This window comes from Noviherbaspirillum humi (assembly GCF_900188095.1).
GTDB lineage: Bacteria > Pseudomonadota > Gammaproteobacteria > Burkholderiales > Burkholderiaceae_D > Noviherbaspirillum > Noviherbaspirillum humi.
The window spans coordinates 159,675-175,504 of the sequence record NZ_FZOT01000005.1 but is presented as its reverse complement, the minus strand read 5'-3'; the positions used below and the strand labels follow the sequence as shown (position 1 = coordinate 175,504).

Annotated in this window: 13 protein-coding genes and 3 tRNA genes; 5 read left to right on the top strand and 11 right to left on the bottom strand. The window is 63.8% G+C overall.

The annotated features are described in order from the left end of the window. Window position 1: 1 nt before the first annotated feature. The 7 genes from CHB88_RS10695 to CHB88_RS10665 all read right to left on the bottom strand — a co-directional run bounded on the left by CHB88_RS10695 (window position 2) and on the right by CHB88_RS10665 (window position 8,420). Window positions 2–367, bottom strand: coding sequence for a hypothetical protein (locus CHB88_RS10695; RefSeq protein WP_089399306.1), 366 nt, complete (start codon window positions 365–367; stop codon window positions 2–4). An 86-nt stretch (window positions 368–453) separates the two neighbouring features. Then, window positions 454–1,011 (bottom strand): elongation factor P, encoded by a 558-nt coding sequence (efp, locus tag CHB88_RS10690; protein WP_089399305.1) that lies wholly within the window; start codon window positions 1,009–1,011, stop codon window positions 454–456. 128 nt (window positions 1,012–1,139) lie between these two features. Further along, on the bottom strand, window positions 1,140–2,318 hold the full coding sequence (earP, locus tag CHB88_RS10685) for an elongation factor P maturation arginine rhamnosyltransferase EarP (RefSeq protein WP_089399304.1): 1,179 nt from the start codon (window positions 2,316–2,318) through the stop codon (window positions 1,140–1,142). Between the two features lie 19 nt (window positions 2,319–2,337). Then, the gene (locus CHB88_RS10680) at window positions 2,338–3,045 is read right to left on the bottom strand and encodes an ABC transporter permease (protein ID WP_089399303.1); all 708 of its coding nucleotides are present in this window, start codon (window positions 3,043–3,045) and stop codon (window positions 2,338–2,340) included. A gap of 11 nt (window positions 3,046–3,056) precedes the next feature. After that, window positions 3,057–3,884, bottom strand: a complete 828-nt coding sequence (locus tag CHB88_RS10675; RefSeq protein WP_089399302.1) for a formate dehydrogenase accessory sulfurtransferase FdhD — start codon at window positions 3,882–3,884, stop codon at window positions 3,057–3,059. Between the two features lie 3 nt (window positions 3,885–3,887). Further along, the gene (gene fdhF / locus CHB88_RS10670) at window positions 3,888–6,716 is read right to left on the bottom strand and encodes a formate dehydrogenase subunit alpha (RefSeq protein WP_089399301.1); all 2,829 of its coding nucleotides are present in this window, start codon (window positions 6,714–6,716) and stop codon (window positions 3,888–3,890) included. A 3-nt stretch (window positions 6,717–6,719) separates the two neighbouring features. Next, complete coding sequence (locus CHB88_RS10665; protein ID WP_089399300.1) at window positions 6,720–8,420, bottom strand: NADH-ubiquinone oxidoreductase-F iron-sulfur binding region domain-containing protein; 1,701 nt, start codon at window positions 8,418–8,420, stop codon at window positions 6,720–6,722. A gap of 211 nt (window positions 8,421–8,631) precedes the next feature. Here CHB88_RS10665 and CHB88_RS10660 point away from each other — a divergent pair, with 211 nt between their 5' ends. After that, window positions 8,632–9,705 (top strand): substrate-binding domain-containing protein, encoded by a 1,074-nt coding sequence (locus tag CHB88_RS10660; protein WP_089399299.1) that lies wholly within the window; start codon window positions 8,632–8,634, stop codon window positions 9,703–9,705. Window positions 9,706–9,942: 237 nt separating this feature from the next. Here CHB88_RS10660 and CHB88_RS10655 read toward each other — a convergent pair. From CHB88_RS10655 to gltX, 4 genes are all read right to left on the bottom strand, one after another. Then, window positions 9,943–10,018: transfer RNA gene (locus tag CHB88_RS10655), tRNA-Glu, on the bottom strand. A gap of 93 nt (window positions 10,019–10,111) precedes the next feature. Then, window positions 10,112–10,187, bottom strand: a tRNA-Glu gene (locus CHB88_RS10650). Window positions 10,188–10,201: 14 nt separating this feature from the next. Further along, window positions 10,202–10,277 (bottom strand) — tRNA-Ala (locus tag CHB88_RS10645). A 72-nt stretch (window positions 10,278–10,349) separates the two neighbouring features. Then, on the bottom strand, window positions 10,350–11,744 hold the full coding sequence (gene gltX / locus CHB88_RS10640) for a glutamate--tRNA ligase (protein ID WP_089399298.1): 1,395 nt from the start codon (window positions 11,742–11,744) through the stop codon (window positions 10,350–10,352). Between the two features lie 152 nt (window positions 11,745–11,896). On the opposite strand from gltX, the gene metG reads away from it, so the two are divergent. The 4 genes from metG (at window position 11,897) to CHB88_RS10620 (ending at window position 15,818) form a co-directional block, all read left to right on the top strand. Then, a complete protein-coding gene (gene metG / locus CHB88_RS10635; protein WP_089399297.1) occupies window positions 11,897–14,038 on the top strand; it encodes a methionine--tRNA ligase in 2,142 nt (713 codons plus the stop codon). 97 nt (window positions 14,039–14,135) lie between these two features. After that, window positions 14,136–14,615: a GNAT family N-acetyltransferase gene (locus CHB88_RS10630; protein ID WP_089399296.1), complete on the top strand. Its 480-nt coding sequence runs from the start codon at window positions 14,136–14,138 to the stop codon at window positions 14,613–14,615. A gap of 120 nt (window positions 14,616–14,735) precedes the next feature. After that, entirely contained in the window at window positions 14,736–14,933 is a 198-nt protein-coding gene (locus tag CHB88_RS10625; protein ID WP_089399295.1) for a DUF3460 family protein, read from the top strand. 6 nt (window positions 14,934–14,939) lie between these two features. After that, window positions 14,940–15,818, top strand: coding sequence for a segregation and condensation protein A (locus tag CHB88_RS10620; protein ID WP_425436093.1), 879 nt, complete (start codon window positions 14,940–14,942; stop codon window positions 15,816–15,818). Window positions 15,819–15,830 lie beyond the last annotated feature (12 nt).

The following is a 15,830-nucleotide window of genomic DNA, read 5'->3' as shown; positions in this document are numbered from 1 at the left end:
CTCAGCGCAGCGGCCCGCATTGCCGCAGCTCGCAACGCGCATTGAAGACGCGGCCGTCGTCGCACTGCATGCGATAGATTTCCACCGGTCCCTTCTGGGTAATCAATCCCGCGCCCTTCTCGCTCATGCATCCCTGCGCATGGGCCAGCTTCTCCACCACGTTGGAGGACACGCCCACATGGGGCTGCACTTTCTCCAGCACGGCTGCGCCCTCGCGATCCTGAATCGTGATCTGACCAGGAACCGGAATGACGGACGTCGATGGCGCGGCCACGCCGGAATCGGCTCTCGTGCGGTCACTGCCATGGGTAGCGCAGCCGGCGAGGATGGACAGGGCAAGCAAGGCGGATGGCAGAAGCTTTGGCATCGGGATTGAGAAAATCGATGGATAAAGAAAAAGCCACGGAAGCAGGCTTGCCGTGGCTTTTGATTTCAACGCATGACGCGCAGCGCTTACTTCGAGCGGCTGCGGTATTCGCCGGTGCGCGTATCGATCTCGATCTTGTCGCCGATGTCGACAAACAGCGGAACCGGGATTTCGAAACCGGTGGAAAGCTTGGCCGGCTTCAGTACCTTGCCCGAAGTATCGCCCTTGACAGCCGGCTCGGTGTAGGTCACTTCGCGCACGATCGTGGTCGGCAGTTCAACGGAAATCGCCTTGCCGTCGTAAAACACCGCTTCGCATGCCATGCCGTCTTCGAGGTAATTCAGGGCGTCGCCCAGGTTTTCCTTCTCGATTTCGTACTGGTTGTATTCCTCATCCATGAACACATACAGCGGATCGGCAAAGTAGGAAAACGTCACCGGTTTCTTTTCGAGGACGACGACATCGAACTTGTCGTCGCCGCGGAAGACGTTTTCCAGCGGAGCGCCGGTCAACAGATTTTTCATCTTCCATTTATAGGTAAAGCCGGTGCGGCTCGAACCGTTGACATCGGAGCGCAGCACGATGAAAGGCTTGCCGTCGACCATGATGATATTGCCAACACGAACTTCTTTTGCAGGTTTCATAATAAATAGTGGTAAGAATTGGATTGCATAAAAACCATTTGCCGCTTCATGGCCAACGGCGCTGACAGTTCGAATCGGATCGAACCGCGAGCGTAGGACGCTCGGCGTAAATTAACCGCGCATTATACCTATTTTTCCGCTGGCGCCGATCGGCGTGCGTGCACGAATTCAAGCAGGTTCGAGGTGAAGTCTCCAAGAGACATCATCAGGCTTTTCCATTGGCCAGCCCTTTTCGCCAAGCTGGGGAGATTTGCCTGCAAAGCGCGCCACTGCGTCAAGGTATTGGCCACTGCCAAAGGTTGTTCCGGCGGCGCTCCATTCCAATGCAATGAAAAAGAACGCAAGCCGTCATTGTCCGTAGCATAACGATCCAGGAACGCCCGCAATTTCTTGTGATGGAGGTCTTCGTCCTGAGGATAGATATGCCACACGAAGGGCTTTTCGGCCCACTGTGCCCGCACGAAGGAATCTTCCCCGCGCACGAAGTTCAGATCGCACGCCCACAAGAGCTTGTCGTAATCCTGCTGGGGAACAAAAGGCAGGATGCGGACCGACAATGCGCCTTGGCGGCAGAGATCCCCCGACATTGCAACCCTGCCAAAAAATGCATGCACGGCATCAGGGGCCACGCCCTCGGGAACGAAGCATGTGACCGGACTTTCCCCGTGTTGCCACGCATCGAACAAGGAGGCCACGGGGGCATGCGGATAGCAGAACAGCGATACTTTCAAGGCTGCCAACTCCGTCGGCGTGACGCCCAAGCGAGCGAAAAACGCGTTCACGCGCGCCGGGTCCGACTGGAATCGGAGACGATCATCCTCCAGGGAAGCTTCCCGGAGCAGGCCACCGGTTTTCGCCGTGAACCCGGGAAAAAAGAAGTATTTCGTCAACGGCAAGCGCGGATGCGGCGACGGTAGCGTGTGGCAGCCCTCGACCCATTCCTCGGCCGTCAAGCCTTCAAGGTTGAGCCAAACCGGCGGGGGCGCGCACTGCGCCATGGCAGCGATATAGCCCGGGGGAAGATCACACCCGAAGAATTCGATGACCATGTCGGCAATGTCATCCGTAGAGAACGCACCGTCCTGCGTTCGCCAATAGCGTACACCGATCCCGGCAACGACCTGAGTGTCCATGGCCACGGACACCTCAGGACAGATACGGTGAAAGCTGCGCAGGTCGTCCACCCACAACGTCACCGCAATGCCGTGCTCCTGATGCAGTTGCCTGGCAAAGCGCCAGCAGATGCCGATGTCGCCGTAATTGTCGATGACACGGCAAAACAGGTGCAGGGTGAGCGGATCGTGCATGGGTTGTTCCGAAATACGGTCAAATCGCCGCCCGCGCCGTGCGGGTATCGCCTTGCAGCAGAACCAGCACCGCGTTGATCGCGAGTGCGATGGCTACCAATACGATGCCGAGGGCGATGCCCTGGGCGAAATCGCCCTTGCTGGTTTCGAGCGCGATGGCGGTGGTGATGGTGCGGGTTTCGCCGGCGATGTTGCCGCCCACCATGAGGGCGCAGCCGACTTCGGAGATTACCCGGCCGAAGCCGTTGATCACCGCCGCCATCACGCCGAAGCGGACTTCGTGCAGCACGGTGAGCAGCACCCGCCAGCTCGAAGCGCCGTGGGCGATGGCCGTTTCCGCCAGGCGCGGGTCGGCCGCCTGCACCGCGCTCAATGTGAAGGCCACCAGCACCGGCAGCGCGATCAGCACCTGGCCGGCGATGATGCCCGACTGGGTGAACAGCATCTGCAATGCGCCCAGCGGACCCTGGCGCGACAGGGTGAGATAGAGCAGCAGGCCGATCAGCACCGTCGGCAGCGACAGGGCCGCCTGCGACAGCCAGATCAGCACGCGCCGGCCGCGGAAGGAAAAGCTGGCGATGGCATAGCCGGCCAGGATGGCGATCGGCGCGGCGATCAGCAGGCCGACGATGGAGGTCTTGAGGGAGATCCAGATGATGCGCCAGAGCGCGGCATCACCGGAAAACAGCAGCAGGAAGGCGCTGCCGACGGCATCGGGTATGGACATCAGGGAAAGGCTCAGTCATCGTCCGGCACATCCATGGCCAACCTTTCCTCGCCGGACAGCAAAAGGAAATGCCTGCCGCTGCAGCGCGCCAGCATGGTCATGCCGAGCCTGCGGGCGACCACGTTGCCCATCTGCGTGGTGCCGGAACGCGACAGCAGGAAAGGGATGCCCATCTGAGCTCCCTTCATCACCATCTCCGAGGTCAGGCGGCCGGTGGTGTAGAACACCTTGTCGCCGCCCGCCACGCCATCCAGCCACATCTTGCCGGCGATGGCATCCACCGCGTTGTGGCGGCCGACGTCTTCCACGAAGTACAGCAAGTCGCCCCCGGCCGACAACAGCGCGCAGCCATGGATGGAACCGGCGCGCTTGTAGATCGACGGCTGCAGGCGGATGGTATCAATAATCCGATACAAGGTCGATTGCTGCAGCCGGGCGTCGGGCGGGAGGCGGATGGCATCCACTTCCTGCATCAGGTTGCCGAAACCCGAACCTTCGGCGCTGCCGCTGGTAATGGTGCGGCGGGCAAGCCGGCTGTCGAGGCCGGCCGATCCGCTTGCCGTCACCACGGCGGCCGCATCCACTTCCCAGTCCACCTGCACCGCGACGATATCCTCGATGGCGCTGACCAGCCGCTGGTTGCGCAGGTAGCCGAGCGCCAGCGCCTCCGGCGCGGCGCCGATGGTCATCAGCGTGACGATCTCGCGCCTGTCGAGATACAGCGTGAGCGGCCGCTCCACCGGAATGGCAATGGTGGTGGTGCGGCCGCGCTCATCCACCGCTTCCACTTCGTGGATCAGCGCGCCTTCGGCATTCGACAGCAGCGGCCGCGGCGGCATGCGTCAGGCGGCCCGCATGTCGCCGGCGCGGGCGAGGATCTGGCCGCCGCCGAAGCTGGACTGATGCGGCGGCGTGCCGCCCGGGGTAATGCGGACGGCGCAGTACTTGAACTCCGGAATCTTGCCGAAGGGGTCGAGAGCATCGTTGGTGAGCCGGTTCGCCGCCGCCTCGTAGTAGCAGAACGGGACGAACACCGCGCCGGGCGGCGAGCTGTCGTCGGCGCGGGCATACAGGCTGACCTCGCCGCGCCGCGAAGCGATGGTGATAACGCCGCCCGGCGCCACGCCGAGATCGGCGAGGTCGAGCGGATGCACCAGGGCCACCGGATCCGGCTCCAGCGCATCCAGCACGCCGGCCCGGCGCGTCATGCTGCCGGTATGCCAATGCTCCAGCTGGCGGCCGGTGATCAGCACCAAGGGATAGTCGGCATCCGGCCTTTCCGCCGCCGGGATGATGTCGGCCGGCACGAAGCGCGCACGGCCGGTGGCCGTCGGAAAGCTGTCGGTGAACACCACCGGCGCGCCGGGATCGCCTTCCTGCATACAGGGATAGGTGACCGCATCTTCCCGCTGCAGCCGTTCCCAGGTGATGCCGCCTATGCTGGGCATGGAGCGGCGCATCTCGTCGAACACCTCGGCCACGTCGCCGTAGCGCCAGTCGAGTCCCAAGCCATTGGCCATCTGCTGGATGATCCAGAGGTCCTGCCTCGCATCGCCCGGCGGGTCGATCGCCTGCCGGCCCAGTTGCACCAGCCGGTCGGTGTTGGTGAAGGTGCCGGTCTTCTCGGCGAAGGCGGAGGCCGGCAGCACCACGTCGGCCAGGTAGGCGGTTTCGGTGAGGAAGATGTCCTGCACCACCAGATGCTCGAGCGCCGCCAGCGACTCCCGGGCGTGGTTGGCATCCGGATCGGACATCGCCGGATTCTCGCCCATGATGTACATGCCCTTCACTTCGCCGGCCTTGATCGCCTTCATCACTTCCACCACCGTGAGGCCGGGGCGGTCGTCGAGCGCCATGCCCCACAGCGACTCGAATCTCGCCTTCGCCTCCGGATTGTCGACGCGCTGGTAATCGGGATACATCATCGGGATCAGTCCCGCGTCGGACGCGCCCTGCACGTTGTTCTGCCCGCGCAGCGGATGCAGGCCGGTGCCGGGCCTGCCGATCTGGCCGGTCATCAGCGCCAGCGCGATCAGGCAGCGCGCGTTATCCGTGCCGTGCACATGCTGCGACACCCCCATGCCCCACAGGATCATGGCCGACTTGGCGCTGGCGTACAACCGCGCCACGTAGCGGATGGTATCGGCATCGATGCCGCAGATCGGCGCCATCTTCTCCGGGCTGTAGGCGGCGACATTTGCCTTGAGCGCCTCGAAACCGCTGGTGCGGTCGGCGATGAAGCCTTCATCGACCAGGCCCTCTTCCACGATCACATGCATCATCGCGTTGAGCAGCGCCACATCGGTGTCCGGCTTGAATTGCAGATGGCGATGGGCGATGGCTGCCAGTTCAGAGCGGCGCGGGTCCAGCACGATCAGCCTGGTGCCTGCGGCGGCCGCGTTCTTCATCCAGGTGGCCGCGACCGGATGGTTCACCGTCGGGTTGGCGCCGATGATGATGGCAACGTCCGCCTGTTCGATATCCCGCACCGGATTCGACACCGCGCCCGAGCCTATGCCTTCGAGCAGCGCTGCCACCGAGGAGGCATGGCACAGGCGGGTGCAGTGGTCGACGTTGTTGCTGGCGAAACCGGTGCGCACCAGCTTCTGGAACAGGTAAGCTTCCTCGTTGCTGCCCTTGGCCGAGCCGAAGCCCGCCAGCGCCCGGCCGCCGTGCTGGTCGCGTATCGTCTTCAACTTGCCGGCGGCGAGCGCCAGCGCCTCTTCCCAGCTCGCCTCGCGGAACACCGACAGCACGTCTTCCGGATTCATCGCCATGTCGGCTCGCTTGGGCGCATCGGCGCGGCGGATCAGCGGCCTGGTCAGGCGCTGCGGATGATGCGCGTAGTCGAAGCCATAGCGCCCCTTGACGCACAGCCGCCCGGAATTGGCCGGGCCGTCGCGCCCTTCCACATACTCGATGCGGTTGTCCTTCACATGGTAGGTCAGCTGGCAGCCGACGCCGCAGTAGGGGCAGACGGAGTCCACCGACTTGTCGGGCACGGCCAGGGCGGCGCCGCGCGCCGGCATGATGGCGCCGGTCGGGCAGGCCTGCACGCATTCGCCGCAGGCGACGCAGGTGGAGTTGCCCATCGGGTCGCCCATGTCGAAGACGATGGTGGCAGCCTCGCCGCGCAGCGCCAGGCCGATGACATTGTTCATCTGCTCGTCGCGGCAGGCGCGCAGGCAGCGGGTGCACTGGATGCAGGCGTCCAGGTTGACGCTGATGGCCGGGTGCGAATAATCCGATGGAAAAGGCGCGCGCGGCGCGAAGCGCGGCCGGCCCACTTCCATCTTCCGCGCCCATTCATCCACTTCATTGTGGCGGGTGTAATCGGCCTCGGGCAGGTCCGATTGCAGCAGTTCCAGCACCATGCGCTGCGCCTTGACGGCGCGCTCGCTGTCGGTGGTCACCTTCATGTCTGGCGCCACGCTGCGGCAGCAGGACGGCGCCAGCGTGCGCTCGCCGGCGACCTCGACCACGCAGGCGCGGCAATTGCCGGCCGATTCCAGTCCATCCTTGTGGCACAGATGCGGCACGTCGATGTTTTCGCGCTTGCAGACCGATAGCAGGGTCTCGCCGGCCCGGGCCGTGACCGTGCGGCCATTGAGGCTGAAGCTGACGGCTTGCCCGGCCGGCTGCAGTGCTTCCTTGGGAGTGATGGCATTCATGGTTCAGCCTTCGAGTTCGTGCGGGAAATGGCGGATCACGCTGTCCACCGGATTCGGCGCGGCCTGGCCCAGGCCGCAGATGGAGGCGTCGCGCATCACGGCGGACAGTTCGCCGAGCAATTCCACGTCCCAGCGCGGCTGGCTGATGAGCTGCAGCGCCTTGGCGGTGCCGGCGCGACAGGGCGTGCACTGGCCGCACGACTCATCCTTGAAGAAGGCCATCATGTTGCGCGCCGCGTCGATGGCCCGGTCCTGGTCGGACAGCACGATCACTGCCGCCGAGCCGATGAAGCAGCCGTGCGGCTGCAGGGTATCGAAGTCGAGCGGGACGTCGCCCAGCGACGCCGGCAGGATGCCGCCGGAAGCGCCGCCCGGCAGGTAGGCATAGAACTGGTGGCCGTCCTGCATGCCGCCGCAGTATTCCTCGATCAGTTCGGCGACGGTGATGCCGGCTGGCGCCAGGTGGACGCCCGGCTTCTTCACCCGGCCCGACACCGAGAAGGAACGCAGGCCCTTCCTGCCGTGGCGGCCATGGGCAGCGAACCAGGCGCCGCCCTGCTCCGCGATCTGCCGCACCCAGTAGAGGGTTTCGAAATTGTGTTCCAGCGTGGGCCGGCCGAACAGGCCGACCTGGGCGACATAGGGCGGCCGCAGGCGCGGCATGCCACGCTTGCCTTCGATCGACTCGATCATCGCCGACTCTTCGCCGCAGATGTAGGCTCCGGCGCCGCGCCGCAGATGGATGCCGGGCAGCTTAGCCACCGGCGGATCGGCCAGCAGCTTCGCCAGCTCGCGCTCCAGCATCACGCGGCAGGCATGGTATTCGTCGCGCAGGTAGAGGTAGATGTCGTCGATGCCCACCGCCCAGGCGGCGATCAGCATGCCCTCCAGGAAGCGATGCGGATCGCGCTCCAGGTAGGTCCGGTCCTTGAAGGTACCCGGCTCGCCCTCGTCGATGTTCACCGCCATCAGCTTCGGCCCCGTCTCGGCCCGCACGATGCGCCATTTGCGCCCTGCCGGAAAGCCGGCGCCGCCGAGGCCGCGCAAGCCCGAGTCTTCCATTGCGCCGATCACCGCCTCGGCATCGCGCCCGCCCGCATGGCATTCCTGCAGCAGGCGGTAGCCGCCATGGGCGAGATAGCGCTCATGGTCGATATAGTCTTCGAGCACCGGCGCGGTCAGGCCTTGCTGCGCGGCGGCGGCGGTTTTGGCGCAGTCGGCATGCGGGATGGCGTTCTGCCCGACCACCGCCACCGGCGCCTGCTCGCAGCGGCCGACGCAGGGCGCTGCGAGCACGCGCACGTCGGCGCCGAGAATGGCCGGCAACTTCTCGAGGAGTTCCGCCGCGCCGGCCAGTTCGCAGGACAGGCTGGCGCATACGCGCACGGTCAGAGCCGCCGGACGCGCCTGTCCTTCCCGCACCACCTCGAAGTGGTGATAAAAGCTGGCGACTTCGTAGACTTCGGTCTGGGCCATGCGCAGCTCGGCCGCGAGGGCGGCGAGATGCGTCGTCGGCAGGCAGCCGAGGGCGTCGTTGATGCGGTGAAGATGCTCGATCAGGAGATCGCGCCGGCGCGGCAGTCCGGCAGTCAGCGTCTGCACGTCGGCCAGGCTGTCGGGATCGACGCGCCGGCCCTTGGGCGCTTCGCGCTTGCGCTGCCGGCTGGCGCCTTCGGCGACGATGGGAATCACGGGGTGGGACATGAATGTGCCTGCTTGTCTCGATGAGGTCGGCTGCGCCATGTGACGGCGCACCTGACGGGCCGATATTTTTTTGCTTGCCGAATATATGCTCTATCCTGCATATTTCGTCAAACCGCTGCGCCCACTTTCCTGGAATTATAGTCTCTAGTTCTGGGCAGGACGGAAAATACCATTGCCTCATACCCCAGTTCAATAAGCTATTTTTTGCATAATGTACCGGATCAAGATCAGCCCTCACTGGGAAATCGCCCGCGGCACCGAAGAAGCGCTCGACACCGCCATTCTGCTGTCGCTGCTCAAAGCCGTGCAGGACACCGGCTCGATCGCTCAGGCGGCGCAGGCGGCCGGCCTCTCCTACCGCTATGCCTGGGGCCTGCTGCGCGACGGCGAGAAGCTGTTCGGCAGTCCGCTGATGCAAACCGGCCGCGGTCGCGGCACCCGGCTCACGCCGCTTGCCGAGAAGCTGATCTGGGCCGACCGGCGCATTGCCGCCCGGCTGACGCCGACGCTGGAAAGCCTGGCCTCGGAACTCGGCGACGAGCTGAACCGCATGGTGATGCAGCCACCGGCGACGATACGCATCGATGCCAGCCATGGCTTCGCGGTGGCGGCGATGCTCAATCACCTGGACGCGGCGCGGCTGCCGGTCAAGCTGCGCTATCGGAACAGCACCGACGCCGTCGCCGCGCTCGCGCAGAATGAATGCGACCTCGCCGGCTTTCATGTGCCACTGGGAAAATTCGAGCAGGCTGCTGCCCGCCGCTACGCGCAATGGCTGGACCCGGCGCGGCATTGCCTGATCCACCTCGCCGTGCGCCGCCAGGGCCTGTTTCTGGCGCCGGGCAATCCGAAGCATATCGGCCGTCTGGAAGACCTCTTGCGGCCGGATGTCCGCTTCGTCAACCGCCAGGCCGGTTCAGGCACCCGCATGCTGGTGGAACTCATGCTAGCCGATGCCGGCATGGACCCGGCACGCATCAGCGGTTTCGACAGCGCTGAATTCACGCACTCGGCGGTGGCCGCCTATATCGCCAGCGGCATGGCCGACGTGGGCATCGGCGTGGAAACGGCGGCGCGCCGCTTCGGCCTGGACTTCCTGCCGCTGCTGGAAGAGCGGTATTTCTTCGCCGTGCCGATTGCCGGTCTGGAACAAACCCTCATGCGGGAGGTGAGGAACGTGCTGCAGTCTCCGGCCTTCCGCGACGAGGTACAGACCCTCTCCGGCTACGATGCGGGCGAGACCGGGAGGCTGCTGAAGCTAGAAGAGGCGTTTCCTGCGACATGACGCCTGCCGGCAAGCAGAAGGCAATCATCAGGAAGTAGCCGACGAGACTGGCAATGCAGGTAGTGGAGAAACACGAGAGGCTGAGACGGCGCGCAAGCGGATCTCGCAAGCCTGCAGCATTGATGCGGTAGCCGAAAGGGCGGAGCAGTGTCAAAACTGGTTCGCAGCCAGCGCTGCATCGCCAATCATTCGGGACACAAATGAAAAACGCCGCGCATTGCTGCGCGGCGTCTTGTCTGGCGTCCCCACGGGGATTCGAACCCCGGTACTCACCGTGAAAGGGTGATGTCCTAGGCCTCTAGACGATGGGGACAGTAATCTGTCCTGTTGCCACTTCCGGCCGGCCAACCACCGGAAGCTTGCTGCTGCGAGATGCCGCCAACCTGCTTCGCATCTCATTGAATCCTGGCGTCCCCACGGGGATTCGAACCCCGGTACTCACCGTGAAAGGGTGATGTCCTAGGCCTCTAGACGATGGGGACCTAGTCTTCTGCACTGGTGGAGGTAAGCGGGATCGAACCGCTGACCTCTTGCATGCCATGCAAGCGCTCTCCCAGCTGAGCTATACCCCCGTGTGCGAAGAAACGAGAGTATAGCAAAGAGTTTTCTGCCCTGTAAATCCCTTCGGCCTTCTTTCCGGAAATTTAGCCGACGAACTTCTGCAGGCGAGCCAATACCACCTCGCGCGAGAACAGCGCCAGCACCGCATCGATGGCCGGCGTTTGCAGCTGGCCGGTGATGATGAGGCGCAGCGGCATCGCCAGCTGCGGCATCTTCAGCTTGTGAGCGCCCAGCACTTCCTTCATCAGGGCGGAGAGCGCCGGCTTGCTCCACTCCACCGTCCCGCACTGCGCGGCGAACTGCGCCAGCGCCGGCTTGATGGCGTCGGTGATGTGCTGCGCCACCAGCGCATCGTCGGGCTGCGGCTGGCGGTAGAACAGCATGGCGGCACCGGCCAGCTCGTTGATGGTGTTGGCGCGTTCCTTCATCAGGCCGATGACCTCGGCCAGCGGCGGCGCCCCCTCGAACGCTGCGCCCTCCCGCTCCAGCACGGGCATCGCCAGTTCTGCCAGGCGGCCGTTGTCGGCGAGCTTGATGTAATGGTTGTTCAGCCAGGCGAGCTTTTCCGGGTTGAACTGCGCCGGCGACTTCGACAGGTGGTCGAGGTTGAACCATTCGCAGAACTGCTGCACCGAGAAGATCTCCTCGTCGCCATGGCTCCAGCCCAGGCGCGCCAGATAATTGAGCATCGCCTCCGGCAGGTAGCCCTGGGCCGGGTACTCCATCACGCTGACGGCGCCGTGGCGCTTGGACAGCTTCTCGCCGTCTGCGCCGAGGATCATCGGCACATGGCCGTATTCGGGCAGCGGCGCGCCGAGCGCCTTCAGGATGTTGATCTGGCGCGGCGTGTTGTTCACATGGTCGTCGCCGCGAATGACATGGGTGATGCGCATGTCCCAGTCGTCGACGGCGACGCAGAAGTTGTAGGTCGGCGTGCCGTCGGAACGGGCGATGATCAGGTCGTCCAGCTCCTTGTTGGCGATGGTGATCTCGCCCTTCACCACGTCGTTCCAGGTCACCTCGCCGTCGAGCGGATTGCGGAAGCGGACTACCGGCTTGCGGCCTTCCGGAATCGTCGGCAGGGTCTTGCCCGGTTCCGGACGCCAGGTGCCGTCGTAGCGCGGTTTTTCGCCGGCGGCGCGCTGGCGCTCGCGCATGGCCTCCACTTCTTCCGGCGTGCAATAGCAGTGATAGGCGGTGCCGCCGGCAAGCATCTGCGCCACCACTTCGCGGTAGCGGTCCATGCGCTGCATCTGGTAGAACGGGCCTTCGTCATGGTTCAGGCAGAGCCACTGCATGCCGTCGATGATCGCCTGCACCGCTTCCGGGGTGGAGCGCTCCAGGTCGGTATCCTCGATGCGCAGGATGAAGGTGCCGCCGAAATGGCGCGCATAGGCCCAGGAAAACAGCGCGGTGCGTGCGCCGCCGAGATGCAGGTAGCCGGTGGGGCTGGGAGCGAAACGTGTGCGGACAGTCATGGCAAAGAAAAACGGCCTTGGAGCGCCAAAGCCGTTGTCATCAATAAAGCCGTATTCTAACCGCTTACCCGGCGCCCATGGCAGGCTGCGGCGTCCGCAGGCCTTGCACTGCTAAAATGTGCGTTTTCCCATTTCAACCAAAGCATCGTCAAATGAGCAACCCGACGCCACGCAAGCTGTTCGTGACCACCGCCCTGCCCTACGCCAACGGCGCCTTCCATATCGGCCACATCATGGAGTACATCCAGGCCGACATCTGGGTCCGCTTCCAGCGCATGCAGGGCAACGAGGTGAATTTCGTCGGCGCCGACGATGCGCATGGCGCGCCCATCATGATCGCGGCCGAGAAAGCCGGCGTCACGCCGCAGGAGTTCGTGGCCCGGATCGCCGCCGGCCGCAAGCAGTACCTCGACGGCTTCCATATCGAGTTCGACAACTGGCACTCCACCGACAGCGCCGAAAACACCGAGCTGTCGCAGGAAATCTACCGGGCGCTGCGCGACAATGCCAAGCTGATCACCAGCCGCACGGTCGAGCAGTTCTACGACCCGGTGAAGAACATGTTCCTGCCGGATCGCTACATCAAGGGCGAATGCCCGAAGTGCGGCGCCAAGGACCAGTACGGCGATTCCTGCGAAGTCTGCAGCGCTGTCTACGCTCCGACCGACCTGAAGAACCCCTACTCCACCCTGTCCGGCGCGACGCCGGTGATGCGTTCCTCCGAGCATTTCTTCTTCCAGCTGTCCGACCCGAAATGCACCGCCTTCCTGCGCGATTGGGCGCTCGATCCGAGCCGGCTGCAGCCGGAGGTGGCGAACAAGGCGCGCGAGTGGCTGGAAGGCGAAAGCGGCCTGGGCGACTGGGACATCAGCCGCGACGCGCCGTATTTCGGCATCGAGATCCCGGATGCGCCGGGCAAGTACTTCTATGTCTGGCTGGACGCGCCGATCGGCTACCTCGCCTCGCTGAAGAACTATTTCGCCAAGACCGGCCGCGACTTCGACGCCTTCATGAAGGATCCGTCCACCGAGCAATACCATTTCATCGGCAAGGACATCACCTATTTCCACACCCTGTTCTGGCCGGCAATGCTGCACTTCGCCGGCCGCAAGGTGCCGAACAACGTGTTCGTGCATGGCTTCATCACCGTGAGCGGCGAGAAGATGTCGAAGTCGCGCGGCACCGGCATCTCGCCGCTGCGCTACCTCGAAATTGGCATGAATCCGGAATGGCTGCGCTACTACATCGCCGCCAAGCTCAATGCCCGGGTCGAGGACGTTGACTTCAACCCGGACGACTTCGTCACCCGGGTCAACGCCGACCTGATCGGCAAATACATCAACATCGCCAGCCGGGCGGCGGGGTTCATCACCAAGCGCTTCGGCGGCAAGCTGAGCAACCCGGTTTCCGAAGGCCGCACCACCAATCGGTTCTGGGAACTGGTGCAGGGCGGCGCCGAGCAGGAAATCCGCGACGCCTTCGAAGCGCGGGAATACGGCAAGGCCATCCGCCAGATCATGGCGCTGGCCGACGAGGTGAACCAGTTCGTCGACACGAAAAAGCCGTGGGAACTGGCCAAGGATGCGGCTAACGATCAGGCATTGCAGGATGTGTGCAGCGATCTGCTGCATTCCTTCTATCGCCTGACGATCTACCTCGCGCCCATTCTCCCTGCATTGGCGCGCCGCGTGGCGACGCTGTATGGCATCGAGCGCGAACTGGCCTGGGCTGATTTGCAAAGCAGCCCGACGGCGATCGGGAAGTTCGAGCATTTGATGACGCGGGTGGAGCCGAAGATGCTGGATGCGCTGTTTGAGATGCCGGCAGCGCAGGAGACGGGCGCGGGTTCTTCTTCTGCTAAAGCATCGTCTTCTGTGACCGAAACCCACCCTCATCCCGGCCTTCCCCCTGAGGGAGAAGGTGGGAACGGCGGCGCGATTGAAACAATCGCCCCGGAGATCAAGGTGGACGACTTCGCCAAGATTGATCTGCGCATCGCCAGGATCGTCAACTGCGAGCATGTGGAAGGCTCCGACAAGCTGCTGCGCCTGACGCTGGATGCGGGCGAGGGCCGGCTGCGCAATGTGTTTTCCGGCATCAAGTCGGCTTACCAGCCGGAAGACCTGATCGGCAAGCTGACGGTGATGGTGGCCAACCTCGCGCCGCGCAAGATGAAGTTCGGCGTTTCCGAAGGCATGGTGCTGGCGGCTTCGGCCAAGGACGAGAAATCCAATCCGGGCATCTACGTGCTGAACCCCTGGCCGGGCGCCGAGCCGGGCATGCGGGTGCGCTAACCGCCTGAAACCCAGGGCTCGGGCTGCAAAACTTTGCAACCCGGGCCTTGTCTCTTATGATGATTGCATCATCTTTGACTTACCGCTCTTTGCCGCAATGGACATTCTGATTCGCGAAGCGAAGGAAGAAGACGCCCAGCTGATTGCCGATCTGACCCGTTCCGCCTGGGCCGGCAAGGTCGTGGCCAGTTCCAGCGGACACCAGGAAAGCCCGCAACGGGTGGTAAGCGATCTGCGCGACGGCGGCGGCTTCATTCTGCTGGCCGACGAGCGCCCGGTCGGCTCGGTGCGCTGGCATCCGCTGGAAGGCGAATCAGATGTCTGGGAAATCATGCGCATGGGCGTGCTCCCGGAGTATCGGGGCGTCCAGCTATCGCAGCATCTCCTCGAGGCGGTGATCCACCAGGCGCAAGCCTGCGAGATTGAAGAATTGCGTCTGGCGGTGAGGCCGGACCAAACACCTCTCCTCGACCTGTATGCCGCCTACGGTTTCGAACCGGCGCCGGAATTGGTCTATACCTATGCCAACCCGGCGGAACCGGAACCGATGGTGATGCGCAAGCAGCTCAGATATTGAGGTGAAAGAACGTCCCATCCGGAATTCTTTGCCCATAACCAACGCCGAATTGTCAGCGCTTCAACGGAAACTTGGGCGAGTCAAGGTAAAATACCGCCACTTTCATTTCGGTGGTGCATCATGAAGCTCAAGGAATACGAATCCGATTTCACCAAGTTCCTGAAGGAACTGAAGCAGAAAGACCCGAACCTCGAGGAAAAGCAGCGCAATGGCCGCCTGCTGCTGTGGGACAAGGGCCCGCTCGACCTCGACAACCAGCGACGCGCCGCCGAATCGCGCGTCAAGCAGAACGGCTACGTCTACCAGTCCAAGCTCTAAGCCATCGTGAGCAAACCGCAGGAAGCGCCGCTGCCGGCGCTGCCGCCCGACGCGCCTGAAGCGGCACTCGCCGGCCAGCCGGATTCGACACCCGATACCGTGGACGGCATGGCCTTCGCCAAGCTGTACGGGGAGCCGCTGTTCAAGCTGCCTACCGACCTCTACATCCCGCCCGACGCGCTGGAAGTGTTCCTGGAAGCCTTCCAGGGCCCGCTCGACCTGCTGCTCTACCTGATCCGCAAGCAGAACTTCAACATCCTCGACATCCCGATGGCCCAGGTCACGCTGCAGTACCTGGAGTACGTGGAGCAGATCCGGGTGCGCAATCTGGAACTCGCTTCCGAGTACCTGCTGATGGCGGCCATGCTCATCGAAATCAAGTCGCGCATGCTGCTGCCGGTGAAGAAAGCCGATACCGGGGAGGAAGCGGAAGACCCTCGCGCCGAGCTGGTGCGGCGCCTGCTGGAATACGAACAAATGAAGCTGGCGGCGCAGCAAATCGATGCCCTGCCCCAGCTCGGCCGCGACTATGTGCGCGCCCAGATCTACATCGACCAGAGCGTCGTCGTGCGCTGGCCGGATGTCAACCTGAACGACCTGCAGGCGGCCTGGGCCGACGTGATCAAGCGCGCCAAGCTGACCCAGCACCACACCATCAGCCGCGAGGAATTGTCGGTGCGCGAGCACATGACCGCCATCCTGCGCCGGCTGCAATCCAGCCGTTTCGTCGAGTTTTCCGAACTCTTCGATCCCTCGCGCGGCGTGCCGGTGGTGGTGGTGAATTTCATCGCCCTGCTGGAGCTGGCCAAGGAGACGCTGATCGAGATCACCCAGGCGGAAGCCTTCGCGCCGATCTACGTGCGCCTCTCCTATTCACCGGCCTGACGCGCAAATACA